The organism is Rhodopseudomonas sp. WA056 (assembly GCF_010906995.1).
In the GTDB taxonomy this organism is placed as follows: domain Bacteria; phylum Pseudomonadota; class Alphaproteobacteria; order Rhizobiales; family Xanthobacteraceae; genus Rhodopseudomonas; species Rhodopseudomonas palustris_G.
The window spans coordinates 1-19,462 of the sequence record NZ_QPFS01000029.1 but is presented as its reverse complement, the minus strand read 5'-3'; the positions used below and the strand labels follow the sequence as shown (position 1 = coordinate 19,462).

Annotated in this window: 19 protein-coding genes and 1 riboswitch; of the genes, 14 read left to right on the top strand and 5 right to left on the bottom strand. The window is 66.6% G+C overall.

What is annotated here, in order from left to right; genetic code table 11:
• Positions 1 to 37 precede the first annotated feature (37 nt).
• Together DU475_RS08390 and DU475_RS08385 are read left to right on the top strand one after the other, a co-directional pair.
• The gene (locus tag DU475_RS08390) at positions 38 to 343 is read left to right on the top strand and encodes a hypothetical protein (protein ID WP_164631684.1); all 306 of its coding nucleotides are present in this window, start codon (positions 38 to 40) and stop codon (positions 341 to 343) included.
• A 43-nt stretch (positions 344 to 386) separates the two neighbouring features.
• Positions 387 to 2,159, top strand: coding sequence for an SDR family oxidoreductase (locus DU475_RS08385; RefSeq protein WP_164631682.1), 1,773 nt, complete (start codon positions 387 to 389; stop codon positions 2,157 to 2,159).
• A 27-nt stretch (positions 2,160 to 2,186) separates the two neighbouring features.
• On the opposite strand, the gene DU475_RS08380 is transcribed toward DU475_RS08385, so the two are convergent.
• Together DU475_RS08380 and DU475_RS08375 are read right to left on the bottom strand one after the other, a co-directional pair.
• The gene (locus DU475_RS08380) at positions 2,187 to 2,471 is read right to left on the bottom strand and encodes a DUF2249 domain-containing protein (protein ID WP_164631680.1); all 285 of its coding nucleotides are present in this window, start codon (positions 2,469 to 2,471) and stop codon (positions 2,187 to 2,189) included.
• 60 nt (positions 2,472 to 2,531) lie between these two features.
• Entirely contained in the window at positions 2,532 to 3,437 is a 906-nt protein-coding gene (locus DU475_RS08375) for a ferritin family protein (protein ID WP_164631678.1), read from the bottom strand.
• A gap of 178 nt (positions 3,438 to 3,615) precedes the next feature.
• On the opposite strand from DU475_RS08375, the gene DU475_RS08370 reads away from it, so the two are divergent.
• From DU475_RS08370 to DU475_RS08315, 12 genes are all read left to right on the top strand, one after another.
• Positions 3,616 to 5,871 carry a 4Fe-4S binding protein gene (locus DU475_RS08370; RefSeq protein ID WP_349644171.1) on the top strand — a complete coding sequence of 752 codons (2,256 nt, stop codon included), beginning with the start codon at positions 3,616 to 3,618 and terminating at the stop codon, positions 5,869 to 5,871.
• Between the two features lie 17 nt (positions 5,872 to 5,888).
• Complete coding sequence (nosZ, locus tag DU475_RS08365) at positions 5,889 to 7,826, top strand: TAT-dependent nitrous-oxide reductase (protein WP_013503129.1); 1,938 nt, start codon at positions 5,889 to 5,891, stop codon at positions 7,824 to 7,826.
• Positions 7,827 to 7,828: 2 nt separating this feature from the next.
• A complete protein-coding gene (locus DU475_RS08360; RefSeq protein WP_164631674.1) occupies positions 7,829 to 9,193 on the top strand; it encodes a nitrous oxide reductase family maturation protein NosD in 1,365 nt (454 codons plus the stop codon).
• Entirely contained in the window at positions 9,190 to 10,095 is a 906-nt protein-coding gene (locus DU475_RS08355) for an ABC transporter ATP-binding protein (RefSeq protein ID WP_164631672.1), read from the top strand. Before DU475_RS08360 ends, DU475_RS08355 begins: the two co-directional genes overlap by 4 nt.
• Complete coding sequence (locus tag DU475_RS08350; protein ID WP_013503126.1) at positions 10,092 to 10,919, top strand: DUF2705 family protein; 828 nt, start codon at positions 10,092 to 10,094, stop codon at positions 10,917 to 10,919. The genes DU475_RS08355 and DU475_RS08350 overlap by 4 nt, the downstream gene beginning before the upstream one ends.
• The gene (locus DU475_RS08345) at positions 10,916 to 11,467 is read left to right on the top strand and encodes a nitrous oxide reductase accessory protein NosL (RefSeq protein ID WP_164631668.1); all 552 of its coding nucleotides are present in this window, start codon (positions 10,916 to 10,918) and stop codon (positions 11,465 to 11,467) included. Before DU475_RS08350 ends, DU475_RS08345 begins: the two co-directional genes overlap by 4 nt.
• A gap of 11 nt (positions 11,468 to 11,478) precedes the next feature.
• Complete coding sequence (locus tag DU475_RS08340) at positions 11,479 to 12,477, top strand: FAD:protein FMN transferase (protein WP_047309070.1); 999 nt, start codon at positions 11,479 to 11,481, stop codon at positions 12,475 to 12,477.
• 38 nt (positions 12,478 to 12,515) lie between these two features.
• Positions 12,516 to 12,986 carry a membrane protein gene (locus DU475_RS08335; RefSeq protein ID WP_013503123.1) on the top strand — a complete coding sequence of 157 codons (471 nt, stop codon included), beginning with the start codon at positions 12,516 to 12,518 and terminating at the stop codon, positions 12,984 to 12,986.
• Between the two features lie 86 nt (positions 12,987 to 13,072).
• Positions 13,073 to 13,363, top strand: a complete 291-nt coding sequence (locus tag DU475_RS08330; protein WP_164631667.1) for a DUF2249 domain-containing protein — start codon at positions 13,073 to 13,075, stop codon at positions 13,361 to 13,363.
• Positions 13,360 to 14,640 carry a hypothetical protein gene (locus DU475_RS08325; RefSeq protein ID WP_164631666.1) on the top strand — a complete coding sequence of 427 codons (1,281 nt, stop codon included), beginning with the start codon at positions 13,360 to 13,362 and terminating at the stop codon, positions 14,638 to 14,640. Before DU475_RS08330 ends, DU475_RS08325 begins: the two co-directional genes overlap by 4 nt.
• Before the next feature lie 16 nt (positions 14,641 to 14,656).
• Entirely contained in the window at positions 14,657 to 15,166 is a 510-nt protein-coding gene (locus DU475_RS08320) for a hemerythrin domain-containing protein (RefSeq protein ID WP_013503120.1), read from the top strand.
• Between the two features lie 124 nt (positions 15,167 to 15,290).
• Positions 15,291 to 15,493: riboswitch (cobalamin riboswitch) on the top strand.
• A gap of 32 nt (positions 15,494 to 15,525) precedes the next feature.
• Complete coding sequence (locus DU475_RS08315; RefSeq protein WP_164631665.1) at positions 15,526 to 16,479, top strand: ABC transporter substrate-binding protein; 954 nt, start codon at positions 15,526 to 15,528, stop codon at positions 16,477 to 16,479.
• A 38-nt stretch (positions 16,480 to 16,517) separates the two neighbouring features.
• Here DU475_RS08315 and cobA read toward each other — a convergent pair whose 3' ends face one another.
• Genes cobA through cobM form a run of 3 tightly spaced genes read right to left on the bottom strand, consistent with a single transcriptional unit; the run spans position 16,518 to position 19,394 of the window.
• Positions 16,518 to 17,267, bottom strand: coding sequence for a uroporphyrinogen-III C-methyltransferase (gene cobA / locus DU475_RS08310; protein ID WP_164631664.1), 750 nt, complete (start codon positions 17,265 to 17,267; stop codon positions 16,518 to 16,520).
• The gene (locus tag DU475_RS08305; RefSeq protein ID WP_164631663.1) at positions 17,267 to 18,628 is read right to left on the bottom strand and encodes a cobyrinic acid a,c-diamide synthase CobB; all 1,362 of its coding nucleotides are present in this window, start codon (positions 18,626 to 18,628) and stop codon (positions 17,267 to 17,269) included. The genes cobA and DU475_RS08305 overlap by 1 nt, the downstream gene beginning before the upstream one ends.
• On the bottom strand, positions 18,615 to 19,394 hold the full coding sequence (gene cobM, locus DU475_RS08300) for a precorrin-4 C(11)-methyltransferase (RefSeq protein WP_164631662.1): 780 nt from the start codon (positions 19,392 to 19,394) through the stop codon (positions 18,615 to 18,617). Before cobM ends, DU475_RS08305 begins: the two co-directional genes overlap by 14 nt.
• Positions 19,395 to 19,462: the final 68 nt, after the last annotated feature.

The following is a 19,462-nucleotide window of genomic DNA, read 5'->3' as shown; positions in this document are numbered from 1 at the left end:
CGGGTTGCGGACAACGCGACAACCGATGGAGACGACGATGCAGAGCAAGATCACCGGCCAGTTTTCGACCAGGCGCGAGGCGGAGCTCGCCGTAGAGCGACTGGTGCAGGAATTAGGTGTCGAGAGATCAGCGGTTTCGGTCCAGCCGCGCGGAGCGGCCAACAGCGCCGGGACGCGGCTCGCGGGCGCCGACGTGGAAAGCGGCCATCCCGGGCTCGAGAAGCACGGGGAAGCCGAGCTGAACGACGTCATCGAAGTGGCGATCGACTGCAGTCATGCGGATGCCGCCAAGGTTGAAGCGGCAATGACGGGCGCCGGTGCCAGGGCTATCGCCACTCACTGAAGAGGCGGCGACCGACGCGGAAAGCCGCGGGCGCGGAGGACGTATGGCAGACGTTTCCCAGAATCAATCCAAGCATCATTCCAACAATCAGTACGGCGATCGCATCGACTCGGTGGCCGACGACGTGTGGATCGTCGATGCCCCGCGGATCGTCGCGGCGGGATTGCCGCTGCCGATTCGAATGACGGTGATCCGTCTTTCCAGCGGTGATCTTCTCCTGCATTCACCGACGCAATATGCCCGCGAACTACACGACCGGATTGCTGGTCTGGGACGGATTCGCTATCTGGTCGCGCCGAACGTCGCGCACTGGATGTTCATCCAGGATTGGCAGGCGGCCGTTCCCGACGTGTTGACATTCGCCGCGCCGGGCTTGGCAGAGCGTGCGCAGGTGCAGCGCGCGAAGTTACACATTGATGAGGAACTTCTCGACGGCGAGCCGGAGGCTTGGGCGGGTGAAGTGGAGACGTTCCTGATTCACGGTGCGTTCTATACCGAAGTCGCGCTGTTTCATCGGCCGAGCCGCAGCCTGATACTCACCGATCTGGTGCAGAATATCGATCCGCGTCGGCTGCCGATTCCCGCCGCGCTCACCACCGAAGCGATCGGGTCTGCTGCGCCGGGCGGAATGGCGCCGGCGTATCTGCGCTGGCTGCTGCGTCTCGGCGGTCGGCCCGTAAAGGAGGTGGCTCGGCGATTGATCGCTTTGGCGCCGGATCGGGTGATCTTCGCGCATGGTGACTGGTTCGACACCGCCGCGACGGAGCGGCTGGCGCATTCGCTGCGCTGGCTCGGCCGCGACGTTCAGGAGCCTCGTTCGAATACGATGGAAGGTCTTCGTGTGGTGATCGCGGGCGCGTCGAGTGGAATTGGCCGCGCAGCCGCGCTCGCTTTCGCACGGCGGGGCGCCACCGTGGTTCTGGCGGCGCGCCGGATCGCAGTACTCGAACGGCTGTCGGCGGAATGCGAAGCACTGGGTGGGCGGGCGCTCGCGATCGAAACCGACGTGACCGATCCGGACGCTGTACAGCGTCTCGCCTCTAAAGTGGACCAAGACCTCGGCGGCGTCGACGTCTGGATCAACAACGCCGGCACCGGTGTGTTCGGCGCGTTCCAGAATGCCGATCTGGCGCTGCATCGCCGTACGATCGAGGTCAATCTGCTCGGCACTATGTACGGCAGCTACGCGGTGCTGCCGATCTTCTTGCGGCAGAAAAGCGGCGTGCTGATCAACACGATTTCGCTCGGCGGCTGGGTTCCGACTCCGTTCGCGGCGGCCTACACGGCCAGCAAGTTCGGGCTGCGCGGCTTCACATCGAGCCTCCGGCAGGAACTCGCAGACACCCCCGACGTGCATGTTTGCGGGGTGTTTCCGGCCATAATCGATACGCCGGGCTTCATTCACGGCGCCAATCATTCGGGCCGAACCCTCGATCCAGGACCGCTATTATATCCGCCGGAGGATGTCGCGGAAACGTTCGTCGATTTGGTCGATCGTCCCCGCGTCGAGGTGGCCGTCGGCTGGCCGGCGCGAGCCGGGCAATTGTCCTATGCGTTAGCGCCGAAGATCACTGAACAAATCATCGGAGCCGGAATGCGCCGACTTCTCGCCCGCGCTGGACAAGCGCCGTCCAGTGACGGCGCGATGCGGTTGCCGGTCGCGCGCGGAACCGGCACGTCGGGTGGCTGGCTCGCTCGCCGCGGCCTGCCGCCCGCCGGAGAGATCAGTAAGCTCGCGGTGTTGGCCGGAGTGGCGCTGCTGGGGGTGGGAGCGATCATCGCGGGACGCAGAGCGCGGGAGCCGGGCCGAGGATGAGCCGGTGCCAGTGGCGGCTTGCGCCTCTCACCCGGCTGCGGCGGCGGAGTCGGACGCGGCGGCGAGTTTGCGGATGCGGACTCGCCAAACGGTGGATCCGGCTTGCAGATAGTCCCAGTGGAAGCTCCCGGTGCGCCTGACGTCGAACAGATAGCGGAGCGGCCGCGGGTCGTGGTCGCTCAGTAGTTCCAAGGAATGCCCTGGCGCGAGCTGATCGAACAGGCTGAAGACGGTCGGGTGCCGCGACGAGCGGGGAAGAGTCCTGACATCGATTGATGGGACGAGTTGCTGTTGTTTCATGCCGAGCAGCATCGAGGCAACAGCCTGCGGCTTCGTTGTCGAGGCGCAAAGAACCTGAGAATTTCAAACTGGTCAGTGACGAAGCGAGTTCGCGAACGCTCGCAAGCGCGCCAGTCGTGCGATCGAGGACGATGCGAGCGTCTGCGCCAATTCCAGTTCGGCCTGATCTGTGGCGCGGTCGGATTCGTCGAGGTACATCGACGTCAGTTGCTCGGCATAACGAACCACGCGCCGCGGCACCTCCGCCGGCGTGTCGCCGTCCGGCAGGCCGGGAAGCTCGGCGCCGATCGCAGCGAGGTCCGCTGTCGCAACGCCGCTCGAGCTCAACAATCGTTCGCGCTCAGGAGGCATCAACACCTGTGCCCACCGTGCGATCTCCTTGAGCAGCAGGCTTTCGATCAGCGCGGCCGAGGACATCTCGCCGAAGTTCCGCTCGTCTGCGTCCGTTCCCTTGGCAGCCCGCTCAGCGCGCCAGGCCAGCCGCCGTTCGCGCCGCAGCAGATCGGCATCCGTCAACGCCTCCCGCGCCAAGGTCTCCGCTGCGATGCGAAGCTCGGGGTCGGTGGCGTACGCTGCGACGTAGGTCCAGAACACGAAGGCGCGCTGGCGATGCCGGACGGAGATCGCCCATGCCTGAAAAGGAGTTGATAACGACGAATCTGCAAGTTCGGTGAGTTCCTGCTCTGGAACCAGATTCTCGATCGCCGCCGGTGGGACTTCGGAAACAGACCGCTTGCGAGCAAGAGTGGAGCGACGTAGCCTGATTTCGGCGACACGATCCTGTTCGCGTTCGCGCAGTGTCTCGAACACGCAACGAACGGGCTCTTTGGTGTGGTCGCTGTCGTCGGTCAGCGACGCAGCCATCCGATCGTAACTGGTGGCGGCGCGCTCTGCCTGCACCAGCGCAATAGCATAGAGCTCGGCAAGATCCTTCACCGCGTGCGTCGGTGTCGATGTCAAGAGCGGAGTGTTACGCATGGTCGTCTCTGGTTGAGCCGTTTAGTCATTATGTGCCGAATTTGCGCTGGCGCAAATCGGTGTCTTTGTCGGCTGCTATCGAGAGCTGACCACGCGATCCAGAACAACGGCGTTCTGTCCACTACTTGGAACCGAACCGTTGAGCAGATTGCGCCCGATCCTTGCCCTTTTTTTGCTTGTGTTCGCTCTTGCGGGCGGCGTCACGGTTGCGAACGCCGCAAGCCGTCTCGGCGATTATCTCAGCCGTGCCACACCGTCCGAACTCGTGCCGGGCGCGGACCGCTTCGGATCGATGCAGGGCGATCCTGCGCTGGCGCCGGCATACCAAGGCGACCGGTTGCTCGGCTTCGCCTATCTGAATTCGGATTTTGTCAACGCCACCGGATATTCCGGCAAGCCGATCCAGATGCTGGTCGGCATCGATCCGAACGGTGTCATCACCGGCCTGAAGCTGGTCGATCATAAAGAGCCGATCGTTCTGGTCGGGATTCCGGAAGCCAAGATCCTCGCCGCCGTCAACAAGCTGATCGGTGCCGATCTGGCGCCGGTGGCACGCGGCAAGGCGGCGGCGCCCCAGGTCGACATCGTCAGCGGTGCAACCGTCACCGTGCTGGTGATCGGCGACAGCGTGGTCAGATCGGCCACCAAGCTGATCAAGAGCGGCCGGATCGGCGGCGGGCAAAGCGAAGTTGCGCAGCCACCGCCCGTCACCAAGACCATCGATCTCGCCAGGAGCGAGGTACGGGACTGGGAGAGCCTGGTCGGTGACGGCTCGGTGCGCCGGCTGGTGCTGACCAATGCGGATGTCGATCAGGCGTTCGAAAAGTCCGGCAACCGTGCAGCGGCGGATCGCCCCGAACCCGGCGAGCCGACCGACACCTTCATCGAACTCTATGCGGCGGACGTCGCCGTGCCGACGATCGGACGCAGCCTGCTCGGCGACGACGGCTATCGACGGCTGACCTCGCGACTGAAGCCGGGGCAGCAGGCGCTGGTGATCGCCGGCCGCGGGACCTATTCGTTCAAGGGCTCCGGCTATGTTCGCGGCGGCATTTTCGATCGGATCGAACTGATCCAGGACGGCAACAGCATCCGCTTCCGCGATCGCGACCACACCCGTCTCGGCGACCTCGCGGCGGAAGGCGCGCCGGATTTCCCCGAGATCGGGCTGTTCCTGGTGCCGACCGAGTTCGGCTTCGATCCGACCGAGCCGTGGTCGCTGCAGCTTCTGGTGCAACGCGTGATCGGCGCACGCGACAAGGCGTTCCTGACCTTCGATCTCGGCTACACGCTGCCGGACGGCTATATCAAGCGAGAGCAGCGGGCGGTGACGGTGAGCGATACGCCTGCGCCGACGGTGACGCCGGCGGCTACGCCGAGCGTTGCGGCCGCATCGCCGCCACCCTCGCAGGCCGAGGCCGAGCAGGACGAGCCGCTGTGGATGCGGATCTGGCGCGGCGATCTGGTGCGGATCGGCATTCTCGCGGTCGCGCTGGTGACGCTGACGCTGATCTTCTTCTTCCAGAACCAGTTGGTGCGCAGACCGACCGTGTATGTCTGGGTGCGCCGCGCGTATCTGACGTTCATTCTGGTCTGGCTCGGATGGTACGCCAACGCGCAGCTCTCGGTGGTCAACGTTCTGACCTTCACCAACTCGCTGATCGCCGGCTTCAGCTGGGATTACTTCCTGTCGGCGCCGTTGATTTTTGTGTTGTGGGCATCGGTGGCTGCGGCGCTGCTGTTCTGGGGGCGGGGACCGTTCTGCGGCTGGCTCTGTCCCTTCGGGGCGTTGCAGGAGCTTCTCAACAACATCGCCAAGGCGGTGAGGATTCCGCAGTTCAATGTGCCGTGGGGGCTGCATGAGCGGCTGTGGCCCATCAAGTACATCGTGTTCCTCGGTCTGTTCGGCCTGTCGATCTACTCGACCGCGGCGGCCGAGCATCTCGCCGAGATCGAGCCGTTCAAGACTGCGATCATCCTCAATTTCGCGCGCGAGTGGCCTTTCGTAATCTACGCGGCGACGCTGCTCGCGGCCGGCCTGTTCGTCGAGCGGTTCTTCTGCCGCTATCTGTGCCCGCTCGGCGCGGCGCTGGCGATTCCCGGCCGGATCCGGATGTTCGAATGGCTCAGACGCTGGCCCGAATGCGGCTCGCCGTGCCAGCGCTGCGCCAAGGAATGCCCGGTGCAGGCGATCCACCCGGAAGGCCACATCAACGTCAACGAGTGCATCTACTGTATGCACTGCCAGGAGCTGTATTTCGACGACCACCGCTGCCCGCACATGATCCAGCTTCGGCTGAAGCGGGAGAAGCGCGAGGCGCTGTCGTCGACATCGATGCGCGGCGGCAAGGGCCCCGCCACCGTGATCCTCGCCGGGGGAAAGCCAGTCGGCACCCCGACCGCGGACGCGATTTCGTCACCTCCAGCACCGTAAAACCCAAGGAGAACAACATGGGCGACCAGGATCACGGACACGGCCTCAGCCGGCGAACGCTACTCGGAACCAGTGCGGCGGCTGCCGGCGTCGGCATTGTCGGCGGTGCGGCCCTCGGCACCGGCGGCACGCTGATCGCGACCGCTGAGGCGCAGACCAAGCCGGGTCTGCCGGCGCGGCCGGCAATTCAGAAGACCGAGGTCCATCCGGGCGAACTCGACGAGTACTACGTGTTCTTCTCCAGCGGTCAGTCCGGCGAGCTGCGGATCGTGGGTCTGCCGTCGATGCGCGAACTGATGCGGGTGCCGGTGTTCAACCGCTGCAGCGCGACCGGCTGGGGCCAGACCAACGAAAGCCTCAAGGTGCTGACCGAAGGGCTGCTGCCGGAGGCCCGGGAGTTCCTGAAGACTCGGGGCGGCACCTACCTCAACGGCGACCTCCACCATCCGCATCTGTCGTTCACCGACGGCACCTACGACGGTCGCTACGCGTTCATGAACGACAAGGCCAACACCCGCGTCGCGCGCGTCCGGCTCGACGTGATGAAGTGCGACAAGATCATCCAGTTGCCGAACCAGCACACCGTGCACGGGCTCCGGGTGCAGAAATATCCGCGCACCGGCTATGTGTTCTGCAACGGCGAGGACCGCGTGCCGCTGCCGAACGACGGCAAGAACCTGACCAAGACCAAGGACTATCACGCCGTGTTCACCGCGATCGACGGGGACACCATGAAGGTGGCCTGGCAGGTGATGGTCGACGGCAACCTCGACAACGTCGACGCCGACTACCAGGGAAAATATGCGTTCGCCACCTGCTACAATTCGGAAGGGGGCGTCACCGCCGCGGAGATGACCGCCAACGACCAGGACTGGGTGGTGATCTTCAATCTGAAGCGGATCGAAGAGGCGGTGAAGAAAGGCGACTTCAAGGAGATGGGCGGCGTGCCGATGATCGACGGCCGCCACGGCTCGCCCTACACCCGCTACGTCCCGGTGCCCAACGGTCCGCATGGCATGAACACCGCACCCGACGGCATTCACATCGTCGCCAACGGTAAGCTGTCGCCGACCGCGACGGTGATGGACGTGCGGTTGTTCGATCAGTTGTTCGACGACAAGATCAAGCCGCGCGACGTCGTGGTCGCCGAGCCCGAACTCGGCCTCGGGCCGCTGCACACCGCCTATGACGGCAAGGGCAACGGTTACACCACGCTGTTCATCGACAGCCAGATCTGCAAATGGAACATCGATCTGGCCAGGCGCGCCTACAAGGGCGAGAAGGTCAATCCGATCATCGACAAGCTCGATGTGCATTATCAGCCGGGGCACAATCACTCGTCGATGGGGCAGACCAAGGAAGCCGATGGAAAGTGGCTGATCTCCTTGAACAAGTTCTCCAAGGACCGTTTCCTCAACGTCGGTCCGCTGAAGCCGGAGAACGATCAGTTGATCGACATCTCCGGCGAGAAGATGAAGCTGGTGCACGACGGCCCGAGCTTCGCTGAGCCGCACGACGCCACCATCGTTCATCGCTCGAAGATCAACCCGATCTCGATCTGGGAGCGGGCCGACCCGATGTTCGCCGATGCGGTGAAGCAGGCCAAGGCCGACGGCGTCAATCTCGAGGAAGACTCCAAGGTGATCCGCGATGGCGACAAGGTGCGGGTCTACATGGTGTCGACCGCGCCGAATTTCGGCCTCACCGAGTTCGACGTGAAGCAGGGCGATCACGTCACCGTCTACGTCACCAATATCGACACGGTCGAGGACCTCACCCACGGCTTCTCGATCGTCAACTACGGCATCCAGATGGAGGTCGCGCCGCACGCCACCGCGTCGGTGTCGTTCACCGCCGATCGTCCCGGTGTGTACTGGTACTATTGCTCCTGGTTCTGTCACGCCATGCACATGGAGATGAAGGGCCGGATGCTGGTCGAGCCGAAGAGCGTCTGAGCATGGCGATGACGGTGCGATCGATGATCGCGGTGGCGGCGGCGCTGGTTAGCGTCGCTGCGGCCGGCGCGGCCTCGGCCGCGCGGATCGACGTCGTGCCGTCGTCGGACCTGCAGGCGGTGCTGGACGGCGCCAGCGACGGCGACATCGTCGCGCTGACGCCGGGAGACTATCGCGGGCCGATTCGGATCGAGCGCAGGCTCGCGCTGATCGGTCAGCCCGGCGCTGCCGTGCTCGGGCATGGACAGGGCAGCGTCATCACCGTGGTGGCGCCGGACGTCACGGTGCGGGGCCTGACGGTGCGCGGCTCGGGCCGCGACCCGCAGGCGATGGATTCGGGGATCTTCCTGACCCAGACCGCCGAACGGTCGCTGATCGAGGGCAACCGCCTCGACGACAACCTGTTCGGCGTCAACATCCACGGCGCCCGCGGGTCGCGGGTCGCCCACAACATCATCGACGGCCTGCGCGGTGTCCGGCTCAACGATGCCGGCAACGGCGTGCGGGTGTGGAACGCGCCGGACGTGGTCGTCGACGGCAACACCATCCGCTACGGCCGCGACGGCATCTTCTCGGTGACGAGCAGCAAGGATCGCTTCATCAACAACCGGTTCGAGAAGGTGCGGTTCGCGGTGCACTACATGTACACCAACGACAGCGAGATCAGCGGCAACGTTTCGATCGGCAATCACGGCGGCTATGCCATCATGTATTCCAACCGGCTGACGATCCTCGGCAACGTCTCCGAGCGCGACCGCGATTTCGGCCTTCTGTTCAACTATGCGAACTTCGCCCGGATTGAACGCAATCGCGTCGTCGGCGGACCGCTGTCCGGAATCAGCGCCGATTTCGAAGGCGTCGCCGCCGACAAGGGCATGACGCCGGTCGAACGCGGCGCGGTAGATGCGCAGTTCGGTCCGACCAAATGCGTGTTCATTTACAACGCCAACAAGAACCGGTTTCGCGACAATTGGTTCGAGGGCTGCGAGATCGGCGTGCATTTCACCGCCGGCTCTGAAGGCAACGAGATCGTGGGAAATGCATTCATCGGCAACCGCAATCAGGTGAAATACGTCGGCACCCGCGACCTCGACTGGTCGAAGGACGGGCGCGGCAACTATTGGAGCGACAATCCGGCGTTCGACCTCGACAACGACGGCATCGCCGACGCGGCGTATCGGCCGAACGATCTGGTCGACCGGGTGCTGTGGACCGCTCCCGCCGCCAAGCTGCTGATCAACAGTCCGGCGGTTCAGGTGCTGCGCTGGGCGCAGAGCCAGTTTCCAGCGCTGTATCCGGGCGGCGTGGTCGATACCCGCCCGCTGATCGCTCCGCCGCCGCGGCCGATGCCGGGAGTGGCGCCATGACCGCGACTGTCGCCATCGAGCATGTCGAGAAGCGCTACCGCGCGGTGCGGGCGCTGCACGACGTGTCGTTTGCCCTCGAGCCTGGGCGGCTCAGCGCCCTGGTCGGGCACAACGGCGCCGGCAAGACCACGCTGATCAAACTGATGCTCGGCCTGATCCGTCCGGACAAGGGATCGATCCGCGTGCTCGGCGAGAACCCGGCTGCCGGCGAATTTGCGGGCCGCCGCAGCCTCGGCTTCCTGCCGGAGAACGTTGCGTTCAACGCCGCGCTGACCGGGCGCGAGACGCTGGCGTTCTATGCGCGGTTGAAGGGCAGCGACGCCAAGCAAGGCGCGGCGCTATTGGAGCGGGTCGGCCTCGGCGAAGCGTCGCGGCGGCTGGTCGGCACCTACTCCAAAGGCATGCGGCAGCGGCTCGGGCTGGCGCAGGCGCTGCTCGGTCGGCCGCGGGTGCTGCTGCTCGACGAGCCCACCACTGGGCTCGATCCGGCGCTGCGGCTGACGTTCTACGAAATCCTCGACGAGCTGCGGCGCGACGGGGCCACGGTGCTGATCTCGTCGCACGCGCTCGACGAGCTCGAAGGCCGCGCCGAACAGGTGCTGATCATGAACCGCGGCATCCTGGTCGCAGACGGCACGCTGGCGGAGCTGCGTGCGCTGGCGGGGCTGCCGATCCGGCTCAGGTTGAAGCTGGCTGCCCCTGCCGCACGTCCGGTCTGGTTCCCGAACGAGGTGGTCATGGAGCACGATTGCTGCGAGATCGGCGTCGTCGATCACGCCGGCAAGATGCGGTTGCTGCGGCAGGCGGCAGGCGACCCCGCCGTCGCTGATATCGTCGTTGCAGAGCCGACCCTCGACGAGCTGTACGCGCATTTTCTTCGGCGGCAGGAGCGGGCGGCATGAAGCCCATCGCGGTGATCGCTCTGAAGGAGATTCAGGAAGGCTTGCGCAATCGCTGGGTGTTTGCCGCGACGCTGCTGCTCGCCGGATTGTCGCTGTCGCTGACGCTGCTCGGCAGCGCTCCGACCGGCCATGTCGGCGCCGCCGCGCTCGACGTGGTGATCGTCAGCCTGTCGAGCCTGACGATCTTCCTGCTGCCGCTGATCGCGCTGCTGATCTCGCACGACGCCATCGTCGGCGAGATGGAGCGCGGCACCATGATCCTGCTGCTGAGCTATCCGGTCGCACGCACGCACGTCGTGCTCGGCAAGTTTCTCGGCCACGTCACCATCCTGAGCTTCGCGACGCTGGTCGGTTACGGCGTCTCGGCGCTGGCACTGGTGATCAGCGGCACGCCGGTGTCGTCGCAGAGCTGGGCGGCGTTTGCCGCGATGCTCGGCACCTCGGTGCTGCTCGGCGCGGTGTTCGTCGCGCTCGGCTATGCGGCGTCCAGCCTGGTACGCCAGCGCGGCACCGCGGCCGGCATCGCGGTCGGGATCTGGCTGTTGCTGGTGCTGGTGTTCGACATGGCGCTGCTCGGCGTGCTGGTGGTCGATCAGGGCCGGCTGATTTCCAGCGGCGTGCTCAACGTGCTGCTGTTCTTCAATCCGACCGATCTGTACCGGCTGAGCAATCTGACCGGCACCAATGTCAGCCAGTTCGCCGGCATGGCGGGCCTCGCCGGCACCGTGCATCCCAGTTTCGTCAGCCTGCTTGCGGGCATGGCGGCATGGGTCGCGGTGCCGCTCGGCCTCGCCATCTTGGTATTCGCCCGGAGGGAGCTATGAGAATTTCAGGTTGTATCGTCTTGCTCGCGGCCGCGCTGCTGCTCGCGGGCTGCAACGACAAGTCCGGTTCGGCCGTGATGCCGCCGCCGGTGGCGCTGAACGACGAGGCGATGGGCGTGTTCTGCGGCATGAACCTCGTCGAGCATCCCGGTCCGAAGGGGCAGATCATCACCGCGAGCCGGATCGATCCGTACTGGTTTTCCTCCGCGCGCGATGCGGTTGCCTTCACGTTGATGCCGGATCAGCCGCGCGACATCCGCGCGATCTACGTCTCGGACATGGGGCGGGCGCCGAACTGGGATCAGCCGGGCGAAACCAACTGGGTCGATGCCAGGAAGGCGTTCTTCGTGATCGACAGCCGCAAGCGCGGCGGGATGGGGGCGGCCGAGACCGTGCCGTTCAGCGACCGTGGCGCCGCCGAGGCCTTCGCCGCCGCGAACGGAGGGCGGGTGGTCGCCTTCGATGCTATTCCCAGCAACTACGTCCTCGGCAGCGATGCGTCGTCCGCCAGCGATCATCACGGTGCGACCGAGACCCGGATGAATTAGCGAGAAATGCCATGACGCAGTCAGCACTCAACCGGCGGCGCTTCGTCACCATCGCTGCCAGCGCGTTCGGCGTCGCCATGCTCGGGCGTGCGGTGCCGTCGCAGGCGGGCGGGCCGGTGCGCTGGCGCGGTTCGGCGCTCGGCGCACAGGTGTCGATCGAGATCCACCATCCTGATCGCGTCGCCGCGGCGAGGCTGGTCGAGGCCAGTGTGCACGAAGTGCGCCGGCTCGAGCAGATGTTCAGCCTGTACCGGCCGGACTCGGCGATCTGCGTGCTCAATCGATCCGGGGTGTTGATTGCGCCGGATCCGGACATGGTGGCGCTGCTGCAGACGACGTTGGATCTTGCTGCGCTGACCGGCGGTGCGTTCGATCCCACTGTTCAGCCGTTGTGGGAACTCTATCGAAGCCACTTCGAGCGGTCCGGAGCTGATCCTGCCGGTCCGGCGAAGGCGGAGGTCGCAAGCGCGCTGGCCAAGGTCGGTTACCACGATGTGCTGGTGTCGGCTGATCGCATCGCATTGAAACGACCGGGCGCCGCCATCACGCTCAACGGCATCGCGCAAGGCTTCGCTACCGATCGCGTGGTCGATCTGCTGCGGAAGGGTGGCATGACCGCCACGCTGGTTGACATCGGCGAGATCCGGGCGATCGGCGCAAAGTCGGACGGTGCGCCCTGGCGGGTCGGCTTGGCCGATCCGGAGAAAGCCGGCGTCGAGCTTGGTACCGTCGAGTTGGTGGATCGTGCTATCGCAACGTCATCCGGCGCAGGCTTTCGCTTCGATCCGGCGGGTCAGTTCACGCATCTGTTCGATCCATCGACGGGACGCTGCCCCTCGTCGTATCGTTCTGTCAGCGTGGTCGCGCCAACCGCGACGGAGGCCGATGCGCTGTCGACCGCCTTCAGCGTGCTCGACCGCAGCCGCATCGTCGCGATCCTTCGCGCGCGGGCGGGCGTCGAAGTGTTGCTGGCGGATGCAGAGGGGAGCGTGCAGTGGCTGCGCGCCTAAGGAAGCGCGTGCTGCTCTGACGCCGCGGTGATGTCGTGATGCTGGATTGGCCGACCGTCTTTCGTATCATCCATGTGCTCGGCGTGGTGCATTGGATCGGGGGACTGCTGTTCGTCACCTTCGTGATCCTGCCGAGCCTTCTGGACATGGAAGCGACGAAGCGGCTGCCGTTGTTCGATGCGTTGGAGCGTCGCTTCGCCGCCCAGGCGCGGATCTCGACGCTGCTGGTCGGGATCTCCGGTTTCTACATGCTGTACGCCTATGACCGCTGGGATCAGCTCGCTGATCCGCAATTCTGGTGGCTCGGCGCGATGCTCGGACTGTGGGCGATTTTCATCGTGATGCTGTTCGTGGCCGAGCCGCTGTTTCTGCACGCCTGGTTCGACGCGCGGGCGCGGCGCGATCCCGACCGCGCCTTCCGGGTGGCGCTGCGCGGCCATCGGGTGCTGAGCACGATTTCGCTGATCACCGTGCTCGGCGCGGTCGGCGGTGTGCACGGGCTGTTCTGACCCGCCATTCGCGATTGAGCTTGCGGCAGAACAAAGATGGCTGGGTTCGCCCGGTTAGCGTCGGCTGAGCCATGGAGTGAGCCGCGATGAGCCGCAGCAACGCACGAACCGAACGAGGACGCCGCTGGTACGTCGGCGACCGGCTGCATGTCGACGTCCGCGGCCTGCCGTGTCCCGAGCCCTTGGTGGCGGTGCTTCGCCTGATCGACGGCGGCGAGGCGGGGGACGGATTGACGGCGCTCGTCAGTCAGGAGCCGCTGCTGTTGTATCCGGAGCTCGACGCGCGGGGCTGGCGCCATCGCATGGTGACGCCGGCCGCTGACATGCCGCTGCGGGACGGCGAGGTGCTGCTTGAGATCCAGCGAGGCCCCGTATGATCGCTGCCAGCGGATTTCTCGCGACGGCCAAGAGCCGGCTGCTGCCCGCTTCGGTTCCGTTCCGGTTCTTCGTCGCCGCCGCGGTGTGTCACGTTCTGCTTTGGGGCGCGGTGTTGTTGGCAGCGGACGACTTTCCGCGGTTTCGCGGCGGGGCCGGTCCGTCGCTGGCCGCGGTGCATCTGTTGACGCTCGGCGTGTTGACATTCACCGCGGTCGGCGCTGCGGTGCAGCTTCTCCCGGTGGCGACGACGCGGCCGTTGGCGGCGGTGTGGCCGATCCGGTTGGCATCCTGGCTGCTGATCCCGGGCGCGGTGGTGCTGATCGCCGGGATGGCGGCTGCTGATAGCATCTGGATGATCGGCGGTGCTGCGGCGACGACGCTGGGACTGCTGCTGTTCGCCGTGCTGCTGGCCGACAATCTGCGGCGCGCCGGAAGTATGCCGGTGGTACGCGCCTATGGCTGGGCGGCACTCGCCTCGCTGATCGCGCTCGTGGCGCTGGGCCTCGCACTGTCGCTTGACCATCGCTTCGGGGTTTTCGTTGATCACGCCGCGGCGGCGCGCGCCCATATGATCCTCGGTGGATTCGGTTTCATGGGAATGCTGGCGCTCGGTTTCAGCCACGTGCTGATCCCGATGTTCGCGCTGTCGAACGCGCCGGATCAGCGGACGGCATGGTTCGGCTTCGGCGCCGCCACCGCCACCGTGGCGCTCGGCACGATCGGTGCGCTTGACGATGTCGTCGCACTGCAGATTGCGGCCTGCGTGGTCGGCGCGGTCGCGGTCGGCCTGCATCTCGGGTTGATGCGCGTCGCGCTGGCGAGCGGCATGCGCAAGCGCCTCGGCCTGTCGTTTGTGCTGATCCGTTTCTCCTGGGTCATGCTGGCGCTGACGCCGCTTGCAGCGCTTGCTGCGCTACAGGGCTGGGCCGGCCTCGGCGGGCCGACGCTGTTCGGGCTGGTGGCGCTCGGCGGCTGGCTGATGACGTTCCTGCTCGGCGTGCTGCAGCGGATCGTGCCGTTTCTGGCCTCGATGCATGTCAGCCGCGCCAGCGGCGGACCGCCGCTGCTGACAGACCTCGGCGTCGCTGCCCCGCTCAAGGCGCATGCGGTCTGCCATCTGATCGCGATCGCCGTGCTGGCGTTGGCGATCGTGCTCGACATTCCGCAGCTCGCTGCCGGTGCTGCGGTGGTTGGCGCCGCCGGGGCGCTCGCCTTCGCCGCCTACATCGCCAGCATTCTGCCGTCGCTCACTTCGGGCCGCACCCGCAACTGTTAGTTTCAAGGAGCCTGCCATGTTTGCCAACCGCATCAGCCAGACCCTGCACGACGAGCATCGCGCCACCATCGCGCTGATGGAGCGGCTCGAGGCGGCGATCTCGCGTCGTCAGCCGATCAGCGTGGCCGATCCCGCCGGCGCGCGGCTGCTCGCCGATCTCTCTGCGGCGATCGAAGCAGATACGTTGCGGCATTTCGACTTCGAAGAGACGCAGTTGTTCACGATGTTCGATTCGGTCGGCGATCAACTGATAGGCGACCATCTCACCGAGGAGCACAATTTCATGCGGCCGCTCGGCGAAAAGCTGATTGCGCAGGCCCGGCGTGCGCAGGCAAACGGCTTCGACGCCGATAGCTGGCGCGAGTTCAGCCGCGCCGGCGCCGAGCTGGTGCAACGCATGGTCGTGCACGTCCAGAAGGAAGAGATGGCACTGCTGCCACTGCTCGATCAGACCATGGACGATGCCACGGAGGCACGCCTGTACGACGCCTATGTCAGGGCGTCCCAGGGCGCGGAAGCGTCATGAACAGGGGGCAGGCTGCGACCCTCGCTTTGCTGTCGGGCGGCCAGACGGTGCCACCGGCAGTGGCCCGCCCCGGCGGGCGACCATTCGGCGGATCGTCTGCCTTGTGCGGCCCGGGGCGGCGTGCTTAACCGAAACCAGTACCGGTGCCCCTCGCACGAGGGGTGAAACGGGAATGCGGTGCGGGGTGTCGTTGCCCCAATGCCGTGGCTGCCCTCGCAACTGTGGGCGGATCGGAGCGTCCTCGAATGCCACTGGCCGGCTTGGCCGGGAAGGCGGACGCGCCGGATATCCGCGAGCCAGGAGACCGGCCGGTACAGGTGTGCAACTCGTTCGGCGATGGGCCGGCGGAGGATGTCGTCTTGACCAGAACAACTGCGCGGCATCGCGGCGCTTGTGCGCCCGTCGTTTCGGGCGAGCAACGGTTGACCCCTTGGCTACGCCATCTGGCGCTGCCGGTCATCGGACTGATCAGCCTCGGTGTGATCGGCCTGCTGTCATCGCCGGTGTTCGCCGCACCGAAGCGGATCGCCTCGATCAATATGTGCACCGATCAGTTGCTAATCGCCTTGGCCGATCCGGAGCAGATCATGGGCCTTGGGCCCTATGCGCGTGACCCGCGGCTGTCCTGGCTCGCGAACGAGGCAAAGCGGTTTCCGTCGCTGTCCGGCGAGGCGGAGGATCTGTTGATGCTGGCGCCCGACGTGGTGCTGGCCGGCCGCTACGGCAAGCGCGCCACCCGCGAGCTGCTGCGCGCGCAGCACATCCCGCTCGAGGAGTTTGACGTGCCGCGGACGATCGACGAGGTCAAGGCGCAGATCGTTCGGGCCGGCGAGCTCGTCGGCCATCCGCAGCGAGCGGACGCGATGATCGCTGCGATCGACCGGGCAACCGAGCGCGCGCGGCAAACGGCGTCACGCTGGCAGGGCCGGGTGCTGGCGCTGTCGCGGCGCGGCTGGGTGACCGGCGGCGACAGTCTGCTCAGCTCGTTGCTGCACACGGTGGGGCTGTCGAATGCCGCCTCGGATCTTGGCCTCAGCTATGGCGGCTTCGCGTCGCTTGAAGCCATCGTCGCTGCGCGGCCGGATCTGTTGCTGGTGTCGGAGCAGCAGCCGCAGGCTGAGGATCAGGGCAAGGCTTTGCTGCTGCATCCGGCGATTCAGCAGGCCTATCCGCAAACCCGGCGGATCGTTGTCCCCGATCAGCTCACGGTCTGCGGCGGTCCGATGCTGCCGGCCGCGCTCGATCGGCTGTCGGATGCGATCGAGCAGATCAGCCGGAGGCACGGCGTTGCTTCGGCCGCGGCACACGATTGAACGAAGCTTGGTGACAGCTCGGTCCGGCGCGCCGGTTCTCAGCCTTCTTCCAGCGCGGCGCCGTACAGGATCATGCAGGGGCCGGCCGGCCGGTCGGCGGTGAGGCGAGCGGCAATCTCGCTGACGGTGCCGCGCTCGACATTTGTGGTGCCAGAGCCGAGGCTCTCGACCATCACGGCAGGTGTCGTAGCGCTCAGGCCGCGGGCGATCAGTTGCGCCGCGAGGGCCGGGAAGGTGGCCTTGCCCATATAGACGCAGGTTGTGGCCGTCGCGTCCGCCAGGGCCGCGAGGTCGAGATCGCGCGGCAGGCGGCCGTCGACATCGTGGCCGGTGACGAATTGCACCCGGCGCGCGACGCCGCGCTTGGTCAGCGACGCGCCGATCGCGGCGGCGGCAGCGGTTGCGGTGGTGATGCCAGGCACGATCTCGACCGCGATGCCGGCCTCGCGCGCGGCGCGGAGCTCTTCGTCGGCGCGCGCGAACAGCGTCGGATCGCCGGCCTTCAGCCGCACCACATGCTTGCCACGCAGCGCGTAGCTGATCGCGAGCCGGCTGACTTCATCCTGGCGCGGTGAGGGATGACCTGCGCGCTTGCCGACCGCGACCATCTCGGCGTTAGGATCGAGATACGCCATGAAGTCTTCGCCGGCGAGGTCGTCGTACAGCACGACGTCGGCGGCCTGCAGCCGCTTGATCGCCCGCAGCGTCAGCAGGTCGGCATCGCCCGGGCCGGCGCCGACCAGCGTGATGCGGCCGTTGGCGGCGGCGCTTTCGATTGACTTGAACATCAGGCGATCGCCTCCTCGGCGACAGCGATCAGCTGGACGCAGGTGCCGGGGACGGGTCCGCGGCGGCTGCCGGTCTCATCGGTGAGCTGTCCGGCGGGATCGCGGATCTCGGCGAGCGGCTCGTCCGCCACGGTGACGACGCGCGCGTAGTGATATTCGTGGCCGCGCAGCACGCTGCCGGCGGCGTACCCGGCGGCGGCGGTATGCAAGGTTGCGCGGCGGTAGCCGAGATGCAGCTTGCGGGTGGCGAAGTCGGTTTCGAGGCCGAGTAGTCCCGCCATCGCATGGCGCGTGCCGTCGGCATCGATCAGGCCGGCACCCAGCGTCATGTAGCCGCCGCACTCGCCGTGCACCGGGCGGGTTTCCGCGAATGCGGTGAGCACCGTCTTGAATCGCGTCGCTGCCGCGAGGCGTCCTGCGTGCAGTTCGGGATAACCGCCAGGCAGCCACGCGGCATCGCAGGACGGATCTGGGCCTTCGTCGTTCAGCGGCGAGAACGGCACGATCTCGGCGCCGGCCGCGCGCCAGCCGGCGGTGAGGTGCGGATAGATGAAGGAGAATGCATCGTCGTGCGCCAGCGCGATGCGCTGACCCGGCGGCGGCAGTGGCCGGATCGACGATGCGATCGGGCGCGCCGGTTGCGCGGAGCCGATCACCGCGTCGAGATCGATGCTGCGCACGGCGCTGTCGGCGAGTTGCTGCAGGCGGGTGTCGAGCCTCGCGGTCTCGCGTGCCTGCACCAAACCGAGATGGCGGTTCTTCAGCGTGAGATCGCGCTGCCGCTCAAAGCTGCCCAGCACCGGAATGTCGTGCGCGGCGAAACCGTCGCGGACCAGCGCTTCATGGCGCGGGCTGGCGACGTTGTTGAGGATGACGCCGGCGATGCGCACATCGCTGCGATAGCGGGCGAAGCCGAGCGCCAGCGCGGCGGCCGATTGCGCCTGGCCTGCGACGTCGATCACCAGCACCACCGGCCAGCCGGTGAACGCGGCGATATCGGCGGTCGCGCCGTTGCCCCAGGCGCCAGATGCGCTGCCGCCGTCGAACAGCCCCATCACGCCTTCGGCGAGGCAGAGGTCTGCGCCGGCCGCGGCATCGAGCAGGGAGGTGATGCGGTCCTGGCCGAACGACCAGGAGTCCAGATTGTAGCAGGGGCGACCGGCGGCGATCTCGTGGAACGCCGGATCGATGTAATCGGGCCCGCATTTGTAGGGCTGCACGGTGAGGCCGCGGCGGCGCAGCGCCGCGTGCAGCGCCAGCGTCACCGTGGTCTTGCCGCTGTTGGTCGACGGCGCCGCGATGATCAGCCCCGGTGGTCGGCCCTTCTTCGCTGTTGGAAGTACGTGATCAGTCACGGTCACGGCCGTCCTCCGCCGAGCGGCGATAGCGGCGGTCGTAGTCGGGGGCGTACAGCGAGCTCTCGCGGAAATCGGTGGCGGCGAGCGACGGCCCGACCAGGATCAACGCGGTGCGGTCGATGCCTTCGGCTGCGACCTGCGCGGCGATCGAGCTGAGCGTGCCGCGGATCACCTGCTGTTCCGGCCAGCTCGCGCGCACCACTACGGCGACCGCGCCGTCGTCGCCGTAGTGTGGGCGCAGCCGTTCGACGACGTCGGGAAGGACGTGGATCGACAGATGGATCGCCAGCGTCGCGCCGGTGGCTGCGAAGGCTTCCAGCGTCTCGCGCGGCGGCATCGCAGAGGCGCGGCCCGAGGTCCGGGTCAGCACCACCGTTTGGGCGACCTCCGGCAACGTCAGTTCGCGGCCGAGCACCGCGGCGGCCGCCGCGAACGACGGCACCCCGGGTGTGACGGTGTAGGGGATGCCGTGCTGCTCGAGGCGGCGGATCTGTTCGCCCATCGCACTCCACACCGACAAATCGCCGGAATGCAGCCGGGCGACGTCGTGGCCGGCTTCGGTAGCGGCGACGAACTCCGCCGTGATGGCGTCGAGATCGAGCGGCGCGGTGTCGACGACGCGCGCGTCTTTCGGGCACAGCGCCACGATCTCGCGCGGGACTAACGAGCCGGCATAGAGACACACCGGGCAGCGCATCACCAGATCGCGGCCGCGCACGGTGATCAGATCGGGCGCGCCGGGGCCGGCGCCGATGAAGTGGACGGTCATGGCAGCGGCTCCTCGATCGCCACCGCCGCCGTCGCGAGACGATCCTGTGAAATCAAACGGGATACGAT